Raw genomic sequence first — 24,893 nt, 5'->3', positions numbered from 1 at the left:
TCGAATTTCAGAGCCGTTTTCACCTTCTCTGCGCTAGGAATACAAGTTTCTTGCCAACTTTAATATTTTCTTTAATTTCAATAAGTTGATTAAAATCGTAGGAGGTGAAAAAGGTTTTCCAATTCAATTAAGGTTCGATTTTGAAACCATTAGTCCGATATTGATTCCAAAACCGAACTGCTTTTTACTTCTGATATGTTTTTAGGCAGGCTTATAGTGACTGTGGCACCCTCTGTAGCGTTATTGGTCAGATGAATTTCGCCATTATGTTGCTTAATGATCTTACTGCAAAAACTCAACCCAATACCTTGCCCATCAGGCTTGGTGGTAAATAATGGCACAAACAGATTATCCAGATTCGCCACACCGTGACCATTATCCACAACTTTAATCTGAAATTGAGTATTCAGTTCTTCAATACTGAGTGTAATTTCACTGGCATCAGCTTCAACGGCGTTTTTAATCAGGTTAATGAGCACTTGTTCCAGTGCTGACTCGTCCGCTAGCAAGGTTTCTGCTCGAATGTCGGTTGTTAATTGGGTATCACCAAATATCCCCTGTAAGCGGCTCACCAAAGGCTGAGTATGAAATGCTTTGAGATTCAAATTAGGCAACTTCGATACCGAGGCATATCGCTGAATAAAATCCTGCAAGTGATAACAGCGTTCCGATATCAAAGCCAATGCCTGCTTATTACGCTCAGAATCCATACGTTCAGACAAACTTTCAGCCAGAGATGCGACTGGAGTCAACGAGTTATTAACTTCATGACCAATCACACGGATCATCTGCTGCCAAGCATTAGATTGGGTTTCCTGCATCACGGATTCCACATTGGTAAACACCAGCAACTGATGGTTCTCGCCGGCATCAATGAATTCACTGTGATTAATCTGCCACTTTCTCCCTTTCTGACTAAACTGCCAGCCTTCTTCGGTTTTCTTCAAATTTAGCAGCTTGGGAGAAGCAAGCCGATACAGTTGCCAAGGCTCGTGATACAGGTAGCTAAAAGCACTATTGGCATAGCTGAGCTTGTTGTCCTGATTAAACACCAATACCGGAATATCCAGTTGATCGATCAACTGGTATACCAAAAAGGCATGTTGATCATATTGCGATTTCATCGCTTGCAAATACAAACTCAATGCTTTGGTTTCTCGATGAAAGGTGCCCACGATGCCTTGAGGAAAAATGGGTTTTGAAAACTGGTTGTAGTCTTCTGCCCGTAGTGCATCAATATGGGTTAAAGCACGTTCAAATGTAGTATTGATATTTCGATAAAAACGGATGCTGAAAAAATAGGCAACCAGTCCCCAACACACTGCTGAAATAAACACACTCTGTACTGACCAGCCAAAGCTCAATAACAGAAAACCACCCAAAATGGCAATTGCAACACTGGGTACAATCAAATAGGTTATGAGATAGGACTTCAGACTATTGAACTTGAAGATCTGCATACTTCTCCAATCTTCGATATAAGGAAGATTTGGTTAATCCCAATAATTCAGCCGCTTTGGGTATATTCTGTTCTGTTATATCCAATGCCTGACGGATCAGCTGTTTCTCAGCATCTTCCAATGTCATCATGGGTAAGACAGGAACGCCATTCTCATCCGACATAGCCGCACCGCCTGTAGCAACTCCGCTTAAGGAAGTATTGGCAATATGCAAATCCGCTGCATCCACTTCTTCCCCCGCATTGAGTAACAAAGCACGCTCCATAATATGACTCAATTCACGAATGTTACCCGGCCAATGATAGGTGCGTAGCGCATGTTGCGCCGTTAACCCCAACTTCACTGTATCCATTTGGTACTTACTGGAAAATTGCGCAATAAAAAAGTTAGCTAGAGGAACAATATCTTCCTGTCTTTCTCGCAAGGAAGGCATTCTGAATTCCATAGTATTTAGGCGGAAAAATAAATCTTCGCGAAATTCCCTCTGTGCGATCATGCTTTGAATGTCTGCGTTAGTTGCACTGATAATACGCACATCAGCATATTGAGTCGCACTGGAACCCAATACTTCATATTCCCCAGATTCCAATACTCGAAGTAACTTCATCTGCTGAGAAAGAGGAATATTGGCAATTTCATCCAAAAACAAGGTGCCTTGTTTGGCTAATTCAAAACGTCCAATACGATTGTTTTTGGCGTCGGTGAAAGCGCCTTTCATATGACCAAACATTTCACTTTCAAACAGGGTTTCGGTGATCCCGCCCATATTCACGGAAATAAAAGGATTGTCACTGCGAGCAGAGAGTTTATGAATATACTGCGCCATACGGGTTTTGCCCGTGCCATTTTCCCCAGTTAGAAGAATGGGGACGTCGGATGCGGCAATACGTTCAACCTGTTGATATAGTCTGGTCATGCACTCAGAGCGCCATTCGAAATCCGATTCAGTTACAGGTTCCAAACGTTGTTTTAGTTGTTCATTTTGACGCTTCAGCCCATTAAGAGTGAGCTGTTGCTGGATAATGTGCAGCAAACGTTGGTTCTTCCAGGGTTTTTCCAAAAAATCCCCTGCTCCGCGCTGCATGGCTTCAACAGCTAAAGACACGTTGGACCAAGCTGTCATCACCACGGTAGGAATGTCATAACCTTCTTTTTCCAACCAAGACAAAAAGGCCAGCCCTTCTTCACCAGAAGTGGTATCACGCGTAAAGTTCATGTCTAACAACATGAGAGCGGGTTTATCCTGTTTCAGGAATGCTTTAGCGACTTCGGGATTCTCAGCTTCTGATACTTGATATCCATTATCTTCCAGCACAAATCGGGCACTCACCCGAATTTCCTGACGATCATCAACAACGAGAATGTGAGGCTGACTCATAAAACCTTTCTGCTTGTCCAAGATTAGCGATATGAGTCGAATTCTAACCTCATCTCGCAATAAAACCAGCCTAAGTCGACCAAATTATTTCTGAGCATCTCAATAATCAGGTATAAATGTCTCTCACTCTTGACGTATCTGTTGCACCAACTCATCTATGATAGAATCGCTGACCAAACGCTCCGGAGTAAACAGGTAATAAGACTGAAAGACATTATCCAGCTTACCGATCATGGTCACATTGTTTTGATGCTCCACTTCATCCTGCACGGCAATTGGCGCTGGAAAAATCCCAAAACCTTGCATGCCCAGTGCTTTCATCAAGGCACTGTCATCAACATGTCCAGCAATAGACACTTCCAGTTTCCTTTCATGCAACCAATATTCAATGGCTCGATTCATCGGGCTGTTTTTAGCTGGTAATAGCAACTTTTTCTCTCTGATACAGGCCGGAAAATCCTTTTTGAAACTATCAACCCAGTCATTAATGGCAAATAATCCGATTTCACTCTTGCCAATTTCGTGACAATACACTTTCAGGTAATAGTTGTTGTCTGCGGGAATATCCGCCAGAACGATATCCAGCTTATGCACCGCGAGTTGCGCTAATAAATCTGGCTGCATTCCATCAATGCAAATCAAATTCACCGCCCTTTCACCCGATACGATAGGAGCCAACCACCGAGACACCAGCGATTTGGGCAAGGCATCGGAAATCCCGACCTTGATAGTACGCACATAATCCAGATCGTTGCCTTTTGATGTTTCCAGCCATTCTTCGGCAATAGCGAACATGTCATCGGCATAACGCTTGGTTAATCTGCCATAGTCGGTAAGCACCAGTTTTCGCCCTTCTCTATGAAAGAGCTTTTTGTCCAGCCTTTGCTCCAACATGGCTATTTGAGCACTGATAGTTTGTGGCGTCAGATGCAGTAATTTACTGGCGTTGGCAATGCTTCCTTCAGTGCTCACCACCCAAAAGTAATAGAAATGGTTATAGTTAATGTGAGTAATCATTCGAAATTTACGATGCTTTTATAAGAAATAATCAGATTTATTCAGACGATAAAGGTTAGTAGATTAGCTCCTCATTATCTAGCGTCTATTCAATCTCTCTTATACATCTTTAGAATGAGAGACGTTAGATAAGGAACTTTAACTTGGAAAACTAGCCTTTCCGACAAAACTTAACTATAAGAGGATTTTCGTTTAACAATGTTTACCGAGGTTAGACACTAACCAAAATGAATACGATACGTCATTTTTTTCAACTGGAATCCGCTAGCGGCATTCTGTTAATGGTTGCTACAGCCATAGCGCTAATCGTTGCCAATAGTCCCCTTTCGGACTATTACAATATGTTGATTTCAACTTCCGCCGGTGCTCACATCGGGGATTTTTCTCTGAGCAAACCACTATTACTGTGGATCAATGATGGTCTTATGGCCGCCTTTTTCTTCCTTGTGGGTTTAGAGCTGAAAAGAGAACTCATGGAAGGCCAACTTACCAATCCATCCAACGTCGTCCTTCCCATTGTTGGCGCAGTTGGAGGCATGGCGGTACCGGCATTAATTTATTTGTTTTTTACCGCAGACAACCCGAATTTTGCTGCTGGCTGGGCGATCCCCGCTGCAACTGATATCGCTTTTGCTCTGGGCATTTTAGCCTTACTGGGTAAAGCGGTACCTTCTTCCTTGAAACTGTTTTTAGTCACTTTGGCGATCATTGATGACATTGGCGCAATTTTGATTATTGCCCTGTTCTACACCAGTGAAATTGCCACAACGCCATTGATCATCGTTGCAATATGTATTTCGCTGCTAACATTAATGAATCGCTTACATATTAGCGATGTACCTGCGTACATCATGGTAGGCGGTGTATTGTGGCTTGCTTTGCTAAAGTCAGGCGTACATGCAACCTTGGCGGGCGTGGTATTAGCCTTCTTTATCCCAATGCGTGACAAGGACGACCCTGAACATTCACCGGTTAAACACCTTGAGCACAGCCTGCATCCATCAGTGGCCTTTTTAATATTGCCTATCTTTGCTTTGGCAAACGCTGGGCTGGATTTAGGCAACATCAGCATTAACTCGCTCATGCACCCTGTTACTCTGGGCATTGCTCTAGGTTTGTTTGTGGGTAAACAGTTGGGCGTATTTGGTCTGTGTTATCTGACCATTAAAACCGGTCTGGCGAAACTGCCCAAAGATATGAATTTACTGCACTTGTATGGAATATCTATCTTGTGCGGTGTGGGCTTTACCATGAGTTTATTCATTGGTTCGCTCGCCTTTGAGGAAACCGGAAATAATATGTTGGTGGACGAAAGGTTAGGTATTTTGATCGCATCCCTATTGTCATCAGTTGTGGGCTTCCTGGTTCTGAAGTTTGCCTTGAAAGACTCAGAGCCTGAACCAACAAAAAATCAGTTTAAAGGGGCTTTAAAGCGCCAACCACCGGAAAAGCTTTTGCCTAATAATAATTAAGCATATTTAGCACTATAACTCGCTATCCCAAGCAGTTGTTTGCCGCCTTGACCTCCATCGGGCGGCATTTTTTTATCTTTTTCTGCGGCTCTAAACAGCGCGTTCAAGCAATTTCCCTGTCACAAGATGTACTATCTGTATCCAAATCTCTTTCCGGAATGTCTTTTGCCATACCCTCAGTACCCAAAACATGCAAACCAGCCTGCCGCAATATCGCCAAACCTTTAAGCATCACGTTTTCTTCAATGGTCAGTGGCATTAACAGCTTCAAAATGTTGCCCCCTGCGCCACAGGTTTCAATGATAAGCCCTTGCTGAAATGCCGCTTCCGAAATGGCATCAGCAATGTCACCATTTGGACAACATAACGCTTGCATTAACCCCCGACCTCGTCGTCTAAAAATCACAGGTTTTGATAAAACCGGCTCCAACGCCACTTGTTGCAGTCGGGATTCATTCAGATATTGACTCAGCTCGTTCGCTAATTCAGATAAGCTCTGCTCTAAAATATTAGCTTTATGCTTAAGGCTTTGACTAAATTGTTCGTCTTGCCAAAACAGATTCAATGCTGCTGTTGCTGTAACAAAAGCAGGGTTATTGCCTCGAAACGTGCCGTTGTGCTCACCGGGTTTCCAGGCATCTAATTCTGGTTTGAATAACACCAGTGACATCGGTAAACCATAGCCACTGAGGGATTTGGATAACACAATGATATCCGGTTCGATCCCGGCTTGTTCAAAGCTGAAAAAACGCCCGGTGCGGCCACAACCAGATTGAATATCATCCACGATCAACAAAATCTGATATTGCTTACATACTTGCGCCAAACGCTGGAGCCAAAAGTCGCTGGCGACATTAACGCCGCCCTCACCCTGTACCGTTTCAACAATCACCGCAGCCGGTAAATCCAAACCACTACTGCTATCGCGTAGGGACTTTTGCAACACCTCAATGGTATCGACATCCTCCCCCAAATAACCATCGTAAGGCATAAACGTGATGTTGTTTGTCGAAACTCCGGCAGAATTACGATAGAAACTATTCCCTGCGGCTGCCAACGAGCCTAACGTGACACCATGAAAGCCATTGGTAAACGAAACGATGTTAGTTCGCCCAGTTACCTTACGCGCCAGTTTCATTGCTGCTTCCACAGCATTGGTACCGGTAGGCCCGGTAAACTGAAACTTGTAGTTCAACCCCCGAGGTTGCAAAATCAAACGGGCAAAGGTATCCAGAAATTCACGCTTTGCCACTGTGTGCAAATCCAGACTGTGGCAAATATTATCGTTCTGCAGATACTCAACCAGATGGTGCTTTATTTCCGGGTGGTTGTGTCCATAGTTGAGCGAGCCCGCCCCAGCCAGAAAATCAATATATTCCCTACCTTCCTCGTCCGTTAAAATAGCGCCTTGCGCCTTGGAAAATACGGCGGGAAAACTTCTGGCATAGCTTTGTACATTGGATTCATATTGTTCAAAAATCATTGTCACACCATCCTACACACTTATTTTTATATTTTGATAAAAGGCGCTCATTCGTCACTTCACTCTGCTAGCTAAGACTCTGCTAACTGACAATCTGCTAACTAACAAAATTCAGATACGACTTATAAAAAGGAAATACCCATCGCGAAGGCAGTCCCGCGATCACTCCCAAGGCAGAAACCAGGTTGTAATACACCACCTTTTTCGGCATCCCTTTGCGGATATAACGAAAGCTGTCCATCACACTCTCAGGCGTGTGAAAATCAATATTGAAGGAAATGCAGGTATCCAGGCTTTTTACATGATGCAGAGTTCCCGGGGGAATATAGAGCATATCGCCGGGCTCAACGCGAACACGTATCGGCTGCGCTAATGCATATTCAGGGTAAGAATCAACGTCAGGGTTATCGGGGTCGATATCAAACCAACGCCAACTATTACGACCACAGCGATACATATCTTCCGGCGGATAGAGCACCCATTCTTTAGTGCCTTTGATCTGGAAGAACACGTTATGTGTACGCAACGTATCGAAATGCAGCTTGGTCACGCTCTCGGCAGAACTCATAAAAAACTGCACATAACGATGCCAGTCACGCTGATAGAACCGGGGCAGCAAGTCTGCCTGAAAAGGCTCGGCGTCAGCGATAAGCTCAGGAAAAAGCTCGAATATTGGCACATCATGCCAATAGGCCGGACGGATTCGGCGCGAGTCACCATTAGCGGTTCGGTATTCAAAATCATCCACACTATCCATGTACTCATTGAGTGGCATTTTTCCCATGACGATTTCACCACCAGGTTTAAACTCCTTGGTGACAACTTGAGACTGCCCCATCTTCTGCCTGAAATATTCCGTTCCCCAACACTGAGTGGCTCGCCATTGATTGGCGTAACCTTTCACCAACAAGGGAAGATTCAGCGCCAAGTGTTGATGATGGAATTCTTGCGCATCAATATGCCCCTGAAGCACCCGAATCTTTCGACAGTTTTTATTATCCTTGAGCATTGGCCGCCTCCATGAGTGTTTTCTCAAACAACCGCTGGAAGCGCTTAATCGTCTCGCTATGATATTGCGCTTTGCTGTATTGCCACTTGATATACAAGCGACGGTATTTCTTGTCGTAATTCACTTCAATAAAGAATCTAAAATCCTTCACCGAATCATTGCTGGCGTAAGTCAACGCTTTATGCACCGCTTTGCGTTCAGGAAAATCCTCGTCCTGAGTCATATGATCTTCTTGCGATTCAATATTGATGTAATTGAAGATAATTTGAGGAATAGGTACTTGCCGTGCTTTAGCCTGTACCACCGGGTCATCATGGAAAATCCCCATGGTATAAGCCAGGCCGCTTTCTTTTACATTGTCGATGTCGTGAATAATCGTTTTGATCGCATCCTTATCGTAGATGTCTTTTATCGCCACCCATAAAGGCAGTTCCGTAGCAAACCACCCAACGGTTTCACTGAAGTCCAAATCACTGAAGAAGGAATAATCACGACCATGATTCAACACACGATAAGACACATGCTGCACATCGGTTCCAGCCGCGACCGCCTTCGACACCGCAGCGAGTGCAATGGCATGAACATCCCGGGTATGTAAGCGCAGTATTTCCTCGCCCACATCCACCTTAAACTTCTGCTCCTGCTGGTCAGCACCGATAAAATCAACTCGATTATCAATGTAGAAATCGGTCGATGCAGTTTTCTCCGGGTCTTGGGCAAAAGCGTCTATATTCTGTAAAAACTGTTCTGACGACGAAAATTCACGCCACATTTCACAGTAATCAGAATACTTGGCTCTGGCATCAGCAAGGCTGGCGCTGCTGTCTTTTGATTCAGCATCCACGCCATAAGATTCATCAACAATCGCGCGTTTAAGATCTTCCATAATGATGTTGAAACACACGCCATCAGCCATGGTGTGATGCAGAACAAAGAACCCGGTATACCAATTGGAATCGTCCTTCTTAAACAGCGCGAGATGGAACAGCAAGCCACTCAGAATATCCATGCCTTCATTGCTGGCCTTACAGGTTTTCACGATAAAATCTATTTGACTCTGTTCGTCCAACTCCGATAAATCATGAATGTGTAAGCCGTATCTAAACTCGTCTTCGATATACTGCGCCCAAACCCCATCAACACACTCAGATCGCACTCGTAACGCATCGTGGATCTGACCAATTTTGCGCACCGCTTTTTCAATGGTTTCTTCTGGATACTCCAGATAAATGCGATCCATAATCGACGCCGTAAACTGATTACGATTATCGTCTTTGGTAGCAAAAGAACGACGTTGATTCGGCGGCAGGAACAGATATCGACGCCCCGATCCCGGGTTTATTTCAGGCTTGGAGACAGTTAATGATAAATCATCTCTTTCCTGATTTTCTTCACGAGGCAGGCTCTCCCCAGAAGCATAAACCGAAGCAATATAAGGATGTTTAGTGAACTCAGCCAAATCCAGATCGAAACCGGCATGTTTCAATGAGGACTTAAGCACAATCATTTGCAGTGAGTCACCACCCAACTGGAAGAAGTTATCGGTAACACCAACACGTTCAACGCCCAACACCTGTTGCCACACTGCGCAAATGGCTTTTTCGGTACTGGTTCTGGGTGCAATATATTCAGACTCAGCCACTGCAAATTGCGGCTCCGGCAAGCTACGTCGATTCACCTTGCCATTGGAGGTTAGCGGAATGCTGTCCATGCGCACAAACGCAGTCGGGATCATGTAATCCGGTAAACGTCCCGATAACCACTCTTTTAATTCCGCCACCAATTCAGCTTCAACCACATTAGGTTGAGCAGAAACAAAATAGGCGACCAGATATTTGTTGCTTTGCTTCTGCTCTGAGCCGATGCGGCTTTCCCTGGCAATAACAACAGCCTGCTGTAAACCCACATAGTCATTAAGCAGAGCTTCAATCTCGCCTAACTCAATTCGGAAACCCCGGATTTTCACCTGATCATCCATGCGCCCCAGATATTCCAGATTGCCGTCCTCTAGCTGGCGTACTAAATCGCCGGTTTTATATAATCGCTCAGGCAATTCAGACATTGCCACTAAAGGATTCTGAATGAATTTTTCAGCGGTGAGTTGTTCACGATTTAAATAACCTCGCGCCAAACCCACACCACCAATGTGCAACTCACCAACGGCGCCCGGCGGAACCAGACGCATCGCGGCATCAAACACATAAAGCTGAATATTCTGGATGGGTTTGCCGATAGGAACCGTCGCTGTAGCATCCTGTACCAGTGCCGAACAATCAAAATAGCTGACATCAATTGCCGCTTCCGTTGGCCCGTATAAGTTATGCAATTGCGCATGAGGTAACATCTGATAGAAACCTTGCACCTGACTCGGCAATAACGCCTCGCCACTACAAAACACTTGCTGAATACTGCTACATTCAGCCAGAGCATTAGTCGCTAACACACTCGACAACATGGAAGGCACAAAGTGCAATTTAGTCACGCCGTGGGCTTTAATGATTTCAGCCAAATAATCCGGTTGCTTATGCCCGCCCGGCTTCGCCATCACCAACTTCGCACCTTTAATTAACGGCCAGAAGAACTCCCACACCGACACGTCAAAGCTATAAGGCGTTTTCTGCAAAATAATGTCTTGTGCAGAGCATCCATATTCGCGATGCATCCAGTCAATACGGTTCACCAATGCCTGATGCGACAACATCACGCCTTTGGGGTTTCCTGTGGAGCCGGAGGTATAAATCACATAAGCCAGATTCTGCGAAGTAATGCCTTCACGCTGCGGGTTATGGGTTTGCAGATCGCTCCAAATGCGGGATTGCTCATCCAATGCCAGCATTTGTATATCGGCTTTACTGGAATCAATACTTTCATCAATGATCTTGGCAACCTTCGCCTGCAAGTGGCTTTGTGTCAGCAAAATACGAGCGCCAGAATCTTCCAGCATGTAGGCAATGCGCGCATCGGGGAAATCTGGATCGATGGGCAAGTAAGCCCCTCCCGCTTTGACCACCGCCAACATCGCAATGACCATTTCCAAAGAGCGTTCCATAAACAAGGCTACTCGCTCGTCAGCTTGCACACCTTGAGCAATCAAATAATGTGCTAACTGGTTAGCACGAGCGTTTAGCTCTTTATAGGTCAGCGACTGGCTTTCATAAACCAGCGCAATGGCTTGCGGTGTTTTGGCAGCTTGCGCTTCAAACTGCTGATAAATGGTGGCATCCCGGTCAAACTGTACAGGCTCGGAATGTATGCCAGCCGCCAAATGGCGGAAATCATCACTGGATAACATCACCACCTTTGAAACAGGCTCTTGAGCACGGTTTACCATATCCAACAATAGCTGCTTCATATGGCGTGCGATTTGCTCAATGCTTTGCTGCGTCAGCAAGCCAGCTTGCACTTCAAAGTTCACCGCCAATTGCGCAGCCATGTTCACCAACAGGCTAATACCGTAGTTGGTTCCCTCAAAAGAGTTCACGGTTTCAATGCCGATTGACGCTTCATTGACCCGTTGCCCAATCGCTTCATCAATGGGGTAGTTTTCAAACACCAGTAAACTGTCAAACAGCCCTTGTTTCACCGGAGACTGACGCAGAATCTCCACCAGTGGCACATCGCTGTGCGCTTCTCGCTCGGTCATTAAAGCGTGGATTTGCTGTAGCCATTCGCCCACGGTTTGCTGGGCATCGACATCAATGACGACAGGTATAGTGTTGATAAACAGCCCCACCATTTCCTCAACACCCACCAGCTCAGCCGGACGACCCGAGGTGGTCGCGCCAAATACCACCTGTTGCTGTCCACTGTAAGCCGACAGCAATAACGACCAACAGGCCTGAACAATCACATTCACCGTGGTATGGGTTTTCCGTGCGAGCTGCTGTAATTGCTCGGTTTCAGACTCGCTTAACAGCACACTGTGTTTCAGGTATTCACCAGCAACACGCGCATTTCGAGCCGATTCCGTCACCAAAGGTAATGGCGTTGCCGCTTCGACACTGGCAAGTTGGTCTTTCCAAAAAGCTCTGCCTTGTTTAACCGAACGTTTATCCAGCCAGTCGACATAATCACTGAAAGGACGATGCGGTTTTAACACTTGCTCAATATCGGCAAGGGTGGCCTCATTCAGCGCCTTTCCATCTTCTTGCCACTGCGACAAGAAACCATAAATTTGCGTGAGTTCACCAAAAACAATGGGCTTACTCCAACCATCCAATAACGCATGATGATGCGACCAGATGAACACTTGTCTCTGAGCTTTTCCCTGCTCCAGATTTAGCAAACTAAAACGCATCAAAGGCGCTTGCTCAACATTAAACCCTTGTGCTTTATCTGCGGCGCGAATGGCTTCGATACGCTCTTGCTGTTCTGAGTCCGACAAGCTAGACAGGTCTTCAACATGCCAAGGCAGGTCAACTTCAGGTAACACCAACTGATGAGCATTACCCGTCTCTAACCCAACAAAAGCGGTGCGAAATAGCGCGTGACGTTTTGCCAGCCATTGCCAGGCATACTGCAAAACATCCAACTGCAAGCCTTGAGCACGTAGCAGGGTTTGAGTGACATAAGTGCCTGAATGCAACAAGCCTTGGAACAACATTCCCTGCTGCATCCCCGTTGCAGGCAATAACTGTTCAATCTGTGGGTATTTTACCTGCCAGTCGTTCAGTTCCGACGGGCTGATTTTCGCCAAAGGGAAATCCGAAGGGGTATAACGTCCTTGTTGTACCGTCCTACAATAGGCAACCAGCTCGGATAAGGCTTGTTCAAAACAATTGAGCAAGTTGTGCATTGCGGATGCTGAAAAGCGCTCATTGTCGTAGGTGAGATGGAACGTAAGTTGCTCGTTAACCACCATGCCGTTAAACACTAATGGATAATGAGGCAAACGCCCTAAACCAATGGCTTGCCCTGATGATTCTTTGGCAAGGGTAAAGGCTCTTTTTACTTGCTCTTCACTCGTGTCGCTTACGACTTGATCAAACTGACCCAGATAATTAAACAGAATTTCGCTTTCGGGCAATTCCACAAAAGGATCGATAGAGCTCAAATACTTAAGCACACCAAAACCAATACCCTGGTTTGGCACAGCGCGATATTGCTCTTTTACATCACAGATCAGGTTTTCCAATCGCGCCGTTCTATCCTGCTTACCAGAATCAACACTTAACAATGATTGCAGTACCAAAGGATACACGGAAGTAAACCAACCCACCGTTTGGCTGACATCCAATGCCGGATTGATTTCCTCACGCCCGTGGCTTTCCAGATCGATACGAATGGTTTGCTCACCACTCCACTGCTGAATACCCAACAACAAACCGCTCAGTAGCAACTCATTCACCCGGGTACGATAAGCCTGATGACTGGTGCTTAATAACTCCTGAGTTAAAGCTGCATCCAGTGAAAAGCTGGCGACGGATACCGGTGTTTGTGCTTCCTCAATCTCCCCCAACTCTAAAGAATCTGGCTCGTGCACACACGAACTCACGCATGGCAAAGAAGACAATTGCGGCACTTGCTTGCGCGCTTCAATGGCCCAATATTCCTGCTCTTTATCGATCACTTCGCCATTACGATAAGCCTGTAACCACTCGCCCCACTGTTGATAGGACGAGGTTTTCGCTGAAAGGGTAAGCTGTGTGCCTTCACGCCACTGTTGATACAGAGTATCCAAATCATCCAGCAAGATACGCCACGACACACCATCCACCGCCAAGTGATGAATAACGATCAGCAAACGTCCCATGCATTTAATGCGGCTTTCTCCGCGAGTCGTGGAACATTGTCCTTCGGGTCGGAAGTACACCACTTTCAACATTTTGCCCTGTTCAGGGTCGAGCGCTTGCTGATACTGAGTCGCTTTTTCTTCAATGCCTTCGAACGACGCGATTGGCCAGTCGGAAATAGCGATGGCATTTTCCAGCATGGTGCTGCTCATCGGCGCATAATGCCCCTGCCATCGAGTGCCTTTGTCGATATCCAAACGACGGAATTTCAGGCGTAAGGCATCATGACGATCGATCAGTTTACGCACCAACGACAACAACGAACGCTCATCAAAATCAATGGGCGTATTAAGCAACATGGCCTGATTGTAATGATGCAAATCCGCTTCGTTCTGGAAGAAACGCTTTTGTACAGGCAACAAGATTTGTTCACCTGTGACCGCATCCTGCGGCGCATTAACCGCTTGTTCGGTGCGCACCACCGGCGCAAGTTGGCGTATGGTTTGCGCCTTAAACAAATCTTTAACCGTGAAATACAAACCCTGCTTAGCAGCGCGCGACACCACCTGAATAGATAAAATGGAATCGCCACCCAATTCAAAGAAATTGGCACTCACACTCAATTTGCCAGCAGAGGTTTTTAATACGCTCGCCCAAATGCCTTGTAACTGGCTTTCAATCTCGGAGACCGGAGCCACAAAGCGGGTTTCCATTTGCTGCCAGTAAGCCTCAAAATTCGGCTTCGGCAAGGCATGACGATCCACCTTGCCATTCACATTCAAAGGCAATTCTTTTAGCGCAATAAAGAAGTTGGGAACCATGTATGGAGGTAACTGCGATTGCAAATATTGCCGGGTGGTATCAATCCAGTTCGACCATAAGGCTTCGTCAGACAGCATCTTTGACGCATTGCCATGCTCAGGGACGATATAGGCGACAAGGTGAGTTTGCTTACGTGCTTGTGTTTGGGTTTGGGCTTGCTCATTTTGAACTTCATCAACGGCAATCACCACAGCCTGACGCACGCTTTCCTGCTGTGTGAGCAAATAATCGATCTCGCCCAGTTCAATGCGCAACCCGCGAATTTTCACCTGATGGTCAACCCGACCAATAAACTCGACATTGCCGCTTTCCTGATAACGCACCAGATCACCAGTACGATATAACGCTTCTTGCAGCCCGTCGGCAAAAGTCTTGTGCACAAACTTGTCGCGATTCAATTCCGGTCGATTGATATAACCACGGCTTAAACCTGCGCCACCAATATAGAGTTCACCAATGGCACCAAAAGGCACGACATTTTGCTGCGCATCCAGAATATATAAGCGCGTGTTGTCCAGAGGTTTGCCAATGGGCACGGCATGAGGCGAATCAGGCGCCACTTTACTTGGCGTTAAGCCCCAATAGGTGGTCGCGCCAACCGTGGTTTCCGTTGGGCCATATTCGTTCACATAAATACCATTAGGCAGTAATTCGTGCATCCAGCGGTACATATTGCGCGATAACAACTGTTCACCCGCAATGACTAACAAATGCCTTGAACTGGTATTCACCGGAAGCAGATCTTTACTGGCGATGGCTTCCAAATGCGCGGGGGTGATCTTGTACATTAAGGAACGGGTATCGTGCAGCAGCACATCTTCCAGGCGCTCCAGTATGCTGGCATCGTCAGGCAGAATTTCCACATATTGACCACAGCACAAAGGCGGATACAAAGAGCCCACTGTGGCATCAAAAGCCAGCGAAGAGCTGACCACAGCCCCTTCAATATGCTCAGGCATAAACTCGCGAGTGGCAAAAGACAGGAAGTTCACCGCATTGCGATGAGACACCTGCACACCTTTGGGTTTGCCCGTAGAGCCCGAGGTGTAGATAACATAAGCCAGAGAATCGGGTGTGAGCTTGTGCTCTTTATCTTTCTCTTGGTCGAGATCAACATCCACCAGGCGCCCCGGATTGGCATCCGGATCATCCTGCGAGCTTTGTAGCAAGGCGCTAATAAAGGTCGGGCAATCCAGATTAATCACCTGAATTGAATCAGGGATATCAAACCCTTTAGCTAATTCCGAATCAGTGAGCATATGCGCCAAGCCAGTATCCTCAACCACCCAGTTCAGTCGTGCAACAGGATGCTCAGGATCAAAAGGCACATAAGCCGCACCCGCTTTGAGCACGGCAAGCACGGCAATTAACATATCGCAGGAACGGTTTAATCGAATGCCCACCAATGAACCTACTGATACGCCCTGAGAGCGCAGATACCAAGCCACTCTGTTAGCCGCACAGTTCAGCTCGTCGTAGGTCATGCGCTGTTCACGATCTAACGGCTCTTCACTGGGTCTGAATCGCACGGCAATGTTGTCAGGAACCCGTTGAACCTGTTGCTCAAACAACTCATGAACCAGGGTGTCTTGCGGGAATTCGCGCTGTGAAGCATTCAATTCGTATTGCAGGAAGTTCAGCTCTGATGCTGACAACATGGACAATTCTGTCAGGCGCACAGACTTAGCATTAACATTAGCGCTTGAACTCGCTTTAGAAAGCAGCTGCACCATAGATTGCAGCAAACGTTGCAGATGATCATTCAAGGTCTCGATACGCCCGCCCGTGAACAAGGATTTATCGTAAACCCAGCTAAACTTCACACCTGCATCAGAACCCGACACATTGACATCAACGCTTAAACTTAAATCGAATTTTGCCGCTTTTTCCTCTTCAGGAATCGCAGAGAAATGCAACCCCGGCAGACTTTGTTCCTGCTTCTCGGTGTTATCCATCATCAGCAAGATTTGGAACAAAGGAGTATGTTGTAAACTTCTGGGAGCCTGAACCTGCTCAACCAGCAATTCAAACGGAATATCCTGATTAGCCTGGGCATCCAGATTCACTTGGCGAATATGCGCCAAATAGTCAGCCAATACCTCAAACTGGGTATTGGCACGCAGTACCAAGGTATTCACGAAAAACCCGATTAGCGGCTCAAGTTCCTGCTGCATCCGGTTCGCCACCGGCGTTCCGATAACAATATCCTGAGTATTACTATGGCGCGACAGCACCATCGCCAAAGCGGCATGAATTAACATAAAGGGCGTGACTGACTGCTCAACAGCCACCGATTGCAACTCATTGGCAAACTGCACCGACAGTTGACTATGCAACACACCACCTTCATGTTGCTTTTGCGTAGGGCGAGCAAAATCCAAAGGCAAGCTATGCACCACAGGCAAATCTTGCAACTGCTTGCACCAATAGCTCAACTGTTCTCCAAGATTCGACTCTTTATCCTGTGGTTTATTCAGAGCTCTACCAAGAGAAGAAAGAAACTCACGCTGCCAATAAGCATAATCGGCATAGCGAATCGCCAATTCAGGTAATGGTTCATTGAATTCAAAGGATGGCGTTGATTCCGCTTCCTCCGCCAACAGGAAATAGCGATACCAGGCAACAAACTCGTTCACCAACACACCCAACGACCAGCCATCTGACGCAATGTGATGCATGTTGAATAACAGCACGCCTTGTTGTGCCGATGTTTGCAACCAGCGGGCTCGCAACATCACATCGGACGCCAAATTAAACGGCGTATAAGCTTCGTTATTGATATGCGCTTTTATCAGCGGTTCAGGATTAACACAGCTGGTAAGGTCAATCTGTTGCAGCGAAAAAGGCACCGCATCACGAATGATTTGCACAGCTTCACCGTCAATCTCAGCAAACACAGTCCGTAATGGTTCATGCCGTTCAATAATCCGACTAATGGCCTTTGCTGCCACAGCCACATTAAACTCACCATTGACCTTTAAGGCTTTCGGCATGTTGTATTGCACACTGTTGCCGTCTACTTTGTCGATCACCCATAATCGCTGTTGCGCGTAAGACAAGGGCAAGCGCTTGATAGTGGCGGGCATAGCCTGAATAGATTTTTGCATGGCGTTTTGCACGGCGTTTTGCATAAATTGCTCGCCTGCCGCGCCAGCAGTAGTGTCATCGCCTAACAAACTATCAATATACGCCGCCAATTCATTCAGTTGAGGATGCTGAAATACCGCTTTAACCGGCAATTCGATGGCAAACTTGTCTCTGACTCGCGCCACCAGCCTGACCACTAAAATAGAATGCCCTCCCAGTTGGAAGAAATTATCATTAGCGCCGACTAAGGCACCTGGCAATTGCCCTTCATTTTCGTCGGCTTTTAGCTTTAACAGCGCTTGCCAGGTCGCCGCCAGCCATAGCTCGGTGGCGGTTTTCAATGGAGCTCGTTGCGCGCTCGCTATTTTCTGTTCCGGCGCAGGCAAGGCTTTTTTATCAATCTTGTCGGCTGGCGTTAGCGGAAAACGCGCCATGACCACATAAGCGGTGGGCACCATGTAGCCCGGTAGTTGCGCCTGTAATCGGGTTTGAACCTGCTGTAACCAATTCGCTTGGCGCTGTAAATCTGTGACAAAAGATGCATTTTCCGGGATCAAATAGGCCGTTAAATACTTATCCCCGGCCTCATTGCCAGCCCTCTCATTCACATTGTCCTGACGCACCAGAACCACTTGGTTCGCCACGCCATCACATAAGGAAAGCTGATGTTCAATTTCACCAATTTCGATACGGAATCCTCGGATCTTCACCTGATGATCAATGCGTCCAACAAACTCCAGTTCCCCGGCGAATTCACCTGTTGTGATCCAGCGCCCTAAATCTCCGGTGCGATACAGCTTCCGGCTATCTGCGCCCGGGGCTTTAATGCCCGGATAATCCTGATAGGGATTCGCCACGAAACTGCTGGCAGTACGCTCCGGGTTTTGCCAATATCCGGGGCCAACACCAACACCCGAGACACACAATTCACCAATCGCGCCCGGCGGTAGCAAACGTTGATGCTCGTCCATGACATACAGGGTCATATTGGGAATAGGTTTGCCGATGGGAATACTGGTTAATCGCTCATCCAAGGACTTGCGCATGACAAAAGCGGTGATATCGTCCGACGCTTCCGAAGGGCCAAAGCCATTCATAACCGGAATATTCGGCTCTAGCTCAAACCACTGGTTGATCAAGGGCACAGGGCAAGGTTCAGCGATAATCATCAGCCACTTTAAGTCGGGAAGCTGAGAGACGTGTTTCTGGCTTTGTGCTTGCAAATACTCCACCAACACTTGCAATACCGCCGGAGCGGTTTGAATAAGATGAACTTGCTCTTGCTGTAGCAAACGAACCAGCTTGGGTAGATCCGTCATGTCATCCAATACCACGGTTTTACCACCGCTTATGACTGGAGCGAGAAACTGCCACACAGACACATCCGAAGAGGAAGCTGCACTTTGCAAGAAATGATGAGGAGCTAGCTGGTCGTATTTCTCCTTTTGCTCCTGTTGCGCCTTTTGCTCCTGTTGCTCCTGCAACATAAACCCAAGCAATTCAAACTCGGCGACGATATGATTTACCGCGCCGGCATGATGTACCAACGCCCCTTTGGGTCGCCCGGTGGAGCCCGAGGTATAAATCATATAGGCGTAATCTGCCCCCGTTCCCGGCACATCAGGGTTGTGTTGTGCATAACGTTGCCAGAAAGCGGCATCATCCAGACAGGCTCGCACACACTGTTTGGGCAGTTTTTCAAATAAAACAGATGAATCAAGAAGAGGGTCAGAAGCAGAAAGCAAGCGAGTTTGAGTCAGCACCACCTTCGCCTGGGCATCCTCAATCATATAGGCTAAACGTTCCATCGGATTGGTTGGGTCGAGTGGTACGTATGCCCCACCCGCTTTCATGGCGGCTAGCATGCCCACCAGAAAATCATCGCTCCGATAGGCGTAAATCCCCACCAGATCGTTATTACCAATGCCCTGCTCTATCAAGAAGTGAGCGACACGGTTGGCTCTCTCGTTGAGCTGCGCGTAAGTCAGGCGCACATCATCATAAACCAGTGCAATGGCTTCAGGCGTTCTCTCAACCTGCTGTTCAAACCATTGATGAACGCGAGTATCCAGCGGGTAATCCCTGCGCGGGCTGTTGAACGTATGCAGTAATTGGTGAATGTCCTCATCGCCCAGCATCTGCAAATCGTATAACTTCCCGCTCGAACGGCTCTGATTGCCCGTAAGCGCTTTTAATAAGCGATGAAACTGCGCATCGAAGCTTTGAATTCGCTCCTCTTTAAACAGAGACTTGTCGTATACCCATGAGAAATGCAGCTCTTGTTCTGCCGGGTCTCTGTCATCTCTGGCCTCCCTGTCATTGATGCCATTCAGCTCAACTTTTAATTCCAAATCAAAATTTGCCGTCCAGGCTTGCGATTGGTCGTCAAACTGATATTCCTGAAAGCGTAATTCCGGTAGCTGCAAATCGGCACGTTGATTGGTATTCATGCTAAGCATGATCTGGAACAACGGCGTATGCGCCATGACCCGTTCCACCTGACACTCATCCAGCAAATGCTCAAAAGGCACGTCCTGATTGGCCTGGGCATCCAGATTCACTTGTCGAATATGTTGTAGATAATCGTCAATCTCTGCAAAATCAGTATTGATGCGTAACACCAATGAATTCACAAAAAAGCCAATAATCGGCTCTAGTTCAGGGCGCATTCGGTTAGCAACCGGCGTGCCTAACATGATGTCGTGACTGTGGCTGTGACGGGAAATCAACAAGGCCAACATACTGTGTAGCAACATAAAGGGCGACAATTGACGAGCCTTGGCAAATTCCAATAACCGATGGGTTGCCGATGCGCTCAATTGAGAACGGACTACGCCTCCTTGATGGGATTTTTGTTCCGGACGCGGATAATCCAATGCCAGTGAATGCACGGTTGGCGCTTCACTCAACTGCTTGCGCCAATATTCCAGCTGTCGTTTAGCACCATTAGGATTGTCTTTAGCCAGAAACTGATTCTGCCAATAAGCGAAATCGGCATATTGAATCGCTAAATCACAATGCTCTGAGAGATCCCCTTTATGAATAAGCCGCTGATAGCCTTCAATAAATTCACGCACCAACAATCCCATTGACCAGCCATCAGAGGCGATATGATGCATATTAAAAGCCAACAAGCCTTTGTTCTGCACATTGGCAACACCTCTGCCCGATTGCAAAATCACCCAGGTAGCACGCAGCATTAAATCCTTATCCAGAGCAAAGGACTGAGCCCTTTCCTGCAACACAATATGGTGCAATTTAGCCTGTTGCTGCTGCGGCGTAAGATGACTCAAATCCAGCGTTTTTAAGTGAAAATCAAAAGATTCACGAATAACCTGCTTGGGCTCGCCATCCTGTTCCACAAACACGGTGCGCAAGGTTTCATGACGCGCAATGATCTGGCGAATAACGTCACTGGCAATTTGGGTGTTAAAGGCGCCTTCAACGATGAATTCCGAAGGCATATTAAATTGCGTACTGGCACCGTCCATGCGATCGATAAACCACAAACGCTGCTGAGCATAAGACAGCGGCAAGTCCTTATCGCGCGATATCGGCTCAATATCCGCCACCGAGGTAAATTGCTGATCTGAAAACCAGGCCAGAATCTCAGCTTTATTGTTTTTAATGGCGGCAATAAGTTCAGGCGTAAGCAAGCTCTTATCGCCTTTCACCAACACCTTGTCATCTTTAACGCCCAGCTTTATGCCTAAATCACGGCATTGGCTCATCAACTCAATCAGCTTCATATTTCCAGTACATCCTCGTTATCTGATTCATGCGATTCCAGCTTCAAATCGGCTTTCAAGCGTTCGCTGTCAGCCAATTCATCGAGCCAATGACAAAGCTTGCGAATGCTTTGTCGCTCAAGCACATCTTTCACCGTGATAGTGAGCTGGAAATGTTGTTTGATGTCGTTCACAAGGCGCACAGCCAATATGGAATGGCCGCCCAAATGAAAGAAGTCGGTGGTCACACTGATTTGTGATTCAGGTTTTCCGAGTAGAGAAGCCCACAGTTGGGTCATCAACATTTCTGACTCGGTTTCAGGTGCGTTAAATTCGTCGGGTTGAACCCCTTGCTGCAAAGCTTCAAGAACAGCCGAAGTACCGAGCAATGCTTTTCTATCCAGCTTGCCATTGGTACTGAGTGGGATGCCATCTACAAAAGCCCACGCGTCAGGCATCATGTATTCAGGTAAGAGCTTCGACAGCGCCATGTCCCAAGCTAATTTCAGGGCTTTTTGCTGTTCGTCATTCACGTTGGAACCCATACTGGCAACATCCACAACAACACAAGCGAGCAAGCGTTTTTCTTGCGAAAGCTGGACAGACGATTCGACTGGCTCGACCGCCAGCACCACCGCATCCTGAATGCCATCGCAGGTTTTTAGCGCTTGCTCGATGTCGCCCAGCTCAATACGAAAACCGCGAATTTTTACTTGTTGGTCAATACGCCCCAGATACTGCAATTCGCCCTCATTTGACCAACGGGCTAAGTCGCCGGTTTTATAGAGTCGAATCGGGGTATTCGTAGATGGCAAGCTGTGATTGATAAAAGACTGATGAGTTAAATCCGGTCGGTTTAAATAGCCTCGCGCCAACCCCACACCGGCAATATACAACTGCCCCACAGCGCCTTGAGGCACGAGCTGCAACGCATCATCCAGCACGTATAAGCCTATATTGTGGATAGGCTTTCCAATAGGAATGGATATGTGTTCAAGCGGTCGGTATTGAGCACAATCCCAATAGCTGACATCAATAGCAGCCTCTGTTGGGCCATATAAATTGTGCAGTTCACAGGCTGGCATTAGGTGTTGGAAATCCATCACCTGCTGCGCCAACAAGGCTTCGCCACTACAGAACACCTGACGTAACGAAGTGCATTGTTCAAACCCATCAAAAACCAACATGGCAGCCAACATCGACGGCACAAAGTGCATCTTGCTGACCTGTTCCTGCTGAATAAGCTGGCACAAATAATCCGGCTCTTTATGACCTTCTGGCTTCGCCAATAGCAAACACGCGCCTTTCACCAGAGGCCAGAAGAATTCCCACACCGACACATCAAAACTAAAAGGCGTTTTCTGCAAAATAACGTCGTTGGCATCACAACCGTATTGGCAATCCATCCAATGAATGCGGTTCACCAGGGCTTGATGCTCAATCATCACGCCTTTGGGCTTTCCGGTAGAACCGGAAGTAAAGATGACGTAAGCAAGGTTTTCAGCGTTAGAAAAGTCAGCAGACAAATTACTTGTTGAGCAAGCCTGTAACTCGGCTTGAAACGCAACATCGTCCACGCATAAATACCTGCAATCAATACCCGCAGCTTGTAATCGTGTCGCCAATTCACGAGTTGTGACTATACATTGAGGTTGAGCCTCTTCGGCAATGGCGAGCAGGCGAGCATCGGGATACTCAGGTTCCATTGGCACATACGCGCCCCCGGCCTTTAGGGTCGCCATCATACTCACCACCATTTCCGGGCAGCGAGGTAAGCAAATTCCGATCAAGTTTTCCTGGCTAATTGCTGTTTCATCGGCATGAGAACGCACGCGAGAAGATAAGTAATGCGCGAATTGATTGGCCTGTTGATTGAGTTGCTCATAGGTAAAAACCTGCTGCTCAAATTTCAACGCAATCTGTTCGGGGCTGCTTTGCACCTGCTGTTCAAACCATTGATGAATGGTCAAATCGGCGGGGTAAGGATGCTTGGTATCATTCTGAGCAAGCAGCCATTCCTGTTGTTGTTCTGTAACCACAGATAGCTGGTTTACGGCGACCAATTTACCTTGCTCGGTATTCTCTAAAACCTGAGTCAGAAGCCATTCCAAACTGGCATTCAAGCGTCGAATAGACGCTTCAACAAATAAGCTTTGGGCATAAATCCATTGCAATTGGAAATGATCTTGATGGTCGATGACCGTCAATTCCAAATCGAACTTGGCGGCGGCATTAACAGTATCAAAACGCAGAGGCTCTACTTGTAAGCCACTGAGTGAAAATCCGCCCAGCTCTTTCTCTTTTTCGTTAGCGCCCGAGCGCTCGCCTTTAACCAGATCAAACAATATCTGGAAGATAGGCGTATGAGATTGACTACGCTGTGGCTGTAACTTGTCCACCAGCATGTCAAAAGGCACAACCTGATGTTTATGCCCTTGTAATGACTGTTGTTTCACTTCCGCTAATAACGTCTCAAAATTTGAGTTTTCGCCAAATCGAATTCGGCTCACCTGCGTGTTGATAAAGAAGCCAATCAAGGGCTCTAATTTGGCGTGGTGACGACCCGAACCCAGGGTTCCCAGAACAACATCATTAGTATTGCCATAACGACCTAGCACCAAGGCAAACGCAGTTTGGAACAACATGTAGGGCGTTACGTCCTGTGCCACGCAGTAATCGCGAATACGGGCTGACAACTCTGGCGAAAAATCATGCAAGTGCTTACTACCAATAAAATCGGCTTTTTCTGGGCGATTTTTATCTAAAGGTAAACTATGAACCGGCGGCGCATCGGCCAATAGCGTTTGCCAATAGTCCAGATGCGGTTGTAGAGACGCTTGCTTCTCACCTGAAAAACTTTCCCGCTGCCAGTGAGCATAATCAGCATATTGAATTGCCAACTCAGGCAAGGGATCGGCCTGTTCATGGGAATACGCTGCATAAAGTTGTTCCAATTCTTTGAGGAACACGCCAATTGACCAAACATCACCGGCAATATGGTGCAGGTTCAAAAAGGCCACATAGTCTTCGCTTGCCAAGGCAATAAGGTGCAAACGAATGGGCAACTCAGCTTCCAGATGAAAAGGCTTTTGTGCTTCCTTATTAGCTAATGAGTTTAGCTCTTTCTGTTTGGTAGCATCATCGAACGACTGCCAATCCAATTCGGTTAACGGCAATGACCACTTCCCGGCAATCTGCTGCACGCCCTCGCCTTGCTCGGTACGAATATGGGAATGCAAGACCTGATGACGTTCAATAATACGATGCAGCGCCCGACGAAACGCCGTTAATGCCAGAGTGCCAGTGATGCGAAAAGCATAGAACATATTGAATTGCTGACTGCTGCCGCTCTTACTGCCGCTCTTGCTACCAGTCAACGTATCAATGAACCAGATGCGCTGCTGGGCGTAAGACAATGGCACAGGTTCAGCAGACAAACTGACCGTTTTTTCCAATGGCAGCTCAACACTGGAAGATTGAGCAACCGCCTTGCTTAGAAAATCGATTAACTCATTTTTATGGGTTCGAATTTCATTCAACAAGTCTTCTGTCATTGCACCTTTAGGGGCGTCGTAACGAAGCTGTACATTTCCCCCGGCACTTCCAACCTCCTGCAAAGGAAGGGTTTGCAGGGAGAGCTTGATATCTCGTTGCAACAATCGGTTAATCAGTTCTGCAATGCTCATAAATGCTCTTTTTATTCTG

General features: G+C 47.0%; 8 protein-coding genes. 1 reads left to right on the top strand and 7 read right to left on the bottom strand.

Features of this window, described 5'->3' with window-relative positions:
- Positions 1–149: 149 nt before the first annotated feature.
- The 3 genes from KIH87_RS06400 to nhaR form a co-directional block, all read right to left on the bottom strand.
- Entirely contained in the window at positions 150–1,460 is a 1,311-nt protein-coding gene (locus KIH87_RS06400; RefSeq protein WP_232360703.1) for a sensor histidine kinase, read from the bottom strand.
- Complete coding sequence (locus KIH87_RS06395) at positions 1,438–2,838, bottom strand: sigma-54-dependent transcriptional regulator (RefSeq protein ID WP_232360702.1); 1,401 nt, start codon at positions 2,836–2,838, stop codon at positions 1,438–1,440. Before KIH87_RS06395 ends, KIH87_RS06400 begins: the two co-directional genes overlap by 23 nt.
- A gap of 123 nt (positions 2,839–2,961) precedes the next feature.
- Positions 2,962–3,855, bottom strand: a complete 894-nt coding sequence (nhaR, locus tag KIH87_RS06390; protein WP_232360701.1) for a transcriptional activator NhaR — start codon at positions 3,853–3,855, stop codon at positions 2,962–2,964.
- A 227-nt stretch (positions 3,856–4,082) separates the two neighbouring features.
- Here nhaR and nhaA point away from each other — a divergent pair, with 227 nt between their 5' ends.
- Positions 4,083–5,327 carry a Na+/H+ antiporter NhaA gene (gene nhaA / locus KIH87_RS06385; protein WP_232360700.1) on the top strand — a complete coding sequence of 415 codons (1,245 nt, stop codon included), beginning with the start codon at positions 4,083–4,085 and terminating at the stop codon, positions 5,325–5,327.
- 103 nt (positions 5,328–5,430) lie between these two features.
- On the opposite strand, the gene ectB is transcribed toward nhaA, so the two are convergent.
- From ectB to KIH87_RS06365, 4 genes are all read right to left on the bottom strand, one after another.
- Positions 5,431–6,810 (bottom strand): diaminobutyrate--2-oxoglutarate transaminase, encoded by a 1,380-nt coding sequence (gene ectB / locus KIH87_RS06380; protein WP_232360699.1) that lies wholly within the window; start codon positions 6,808–6,810, stop codon positions 5,431–5,433.
- A 97-nt stretch (positions 6,811–6,907) separates the two neighbouring features.
- Positions 6,908–7,819 carry a cupin-like domain-containing protein gene (locus KIH87_RS06375; RefSeq protein ID WP_232360698.1) on the bottom strand — a complete coding sequence of 304 codons (912 nt, stop codon included), beginning with the start codon at positions 7,817–7,819 and terminating at the stop codon, positions 6,908–6,910.
- Positions 7,806–21,209: a non-ribosomal peptide synthetase gene (locus KIH87_RS06370; RefSeq protein ID WP_232360697.1), complete on the bottom strand. Its 13,404-nt coding sequence runs from the start codon at positions 21,207–21,209 to the stop codon at positions 7,806–7,808. The genes KIH87_RS06375 and KIH87_RS06370 overlap by 14 nt, the downstream gene beginning before the upstream one ends.
- The gene (locus tag KIH87_RS06365; RefSeq protein ID WP_232360696.1) at positions 21,206–24,874 is read right to left on the bottom strand and encodes a non-ribosomal peptide synthetase; all 3,669 of its coding nucleotides are present in this window, start codon (positions 24,872–24,874) and stop codon (positions 21,206–21,208) included. Before KIH87_RS06365 ends, KIH87_RS06370 begins: the two co-directional genes overlap by 4 nt.
- Between the last annotated feature and the right edge of the window lie 19 nt (positions 24,875–24,893).

The sequence above is a fragment of the Paraneptunicella aestuarii genome, assembly GCF_019900845.1.
GTDB classification, from domain to species: Bacteria; Pseudomonadota; Gammaproteobacteria; order Enterobacterales; family Alteromonadaceae; genus Paraneptunicella; species Paraneptunicella aestuarii.
This window is presented reverse-complemented; position numbering and strand designations above follow the sequence as displayed.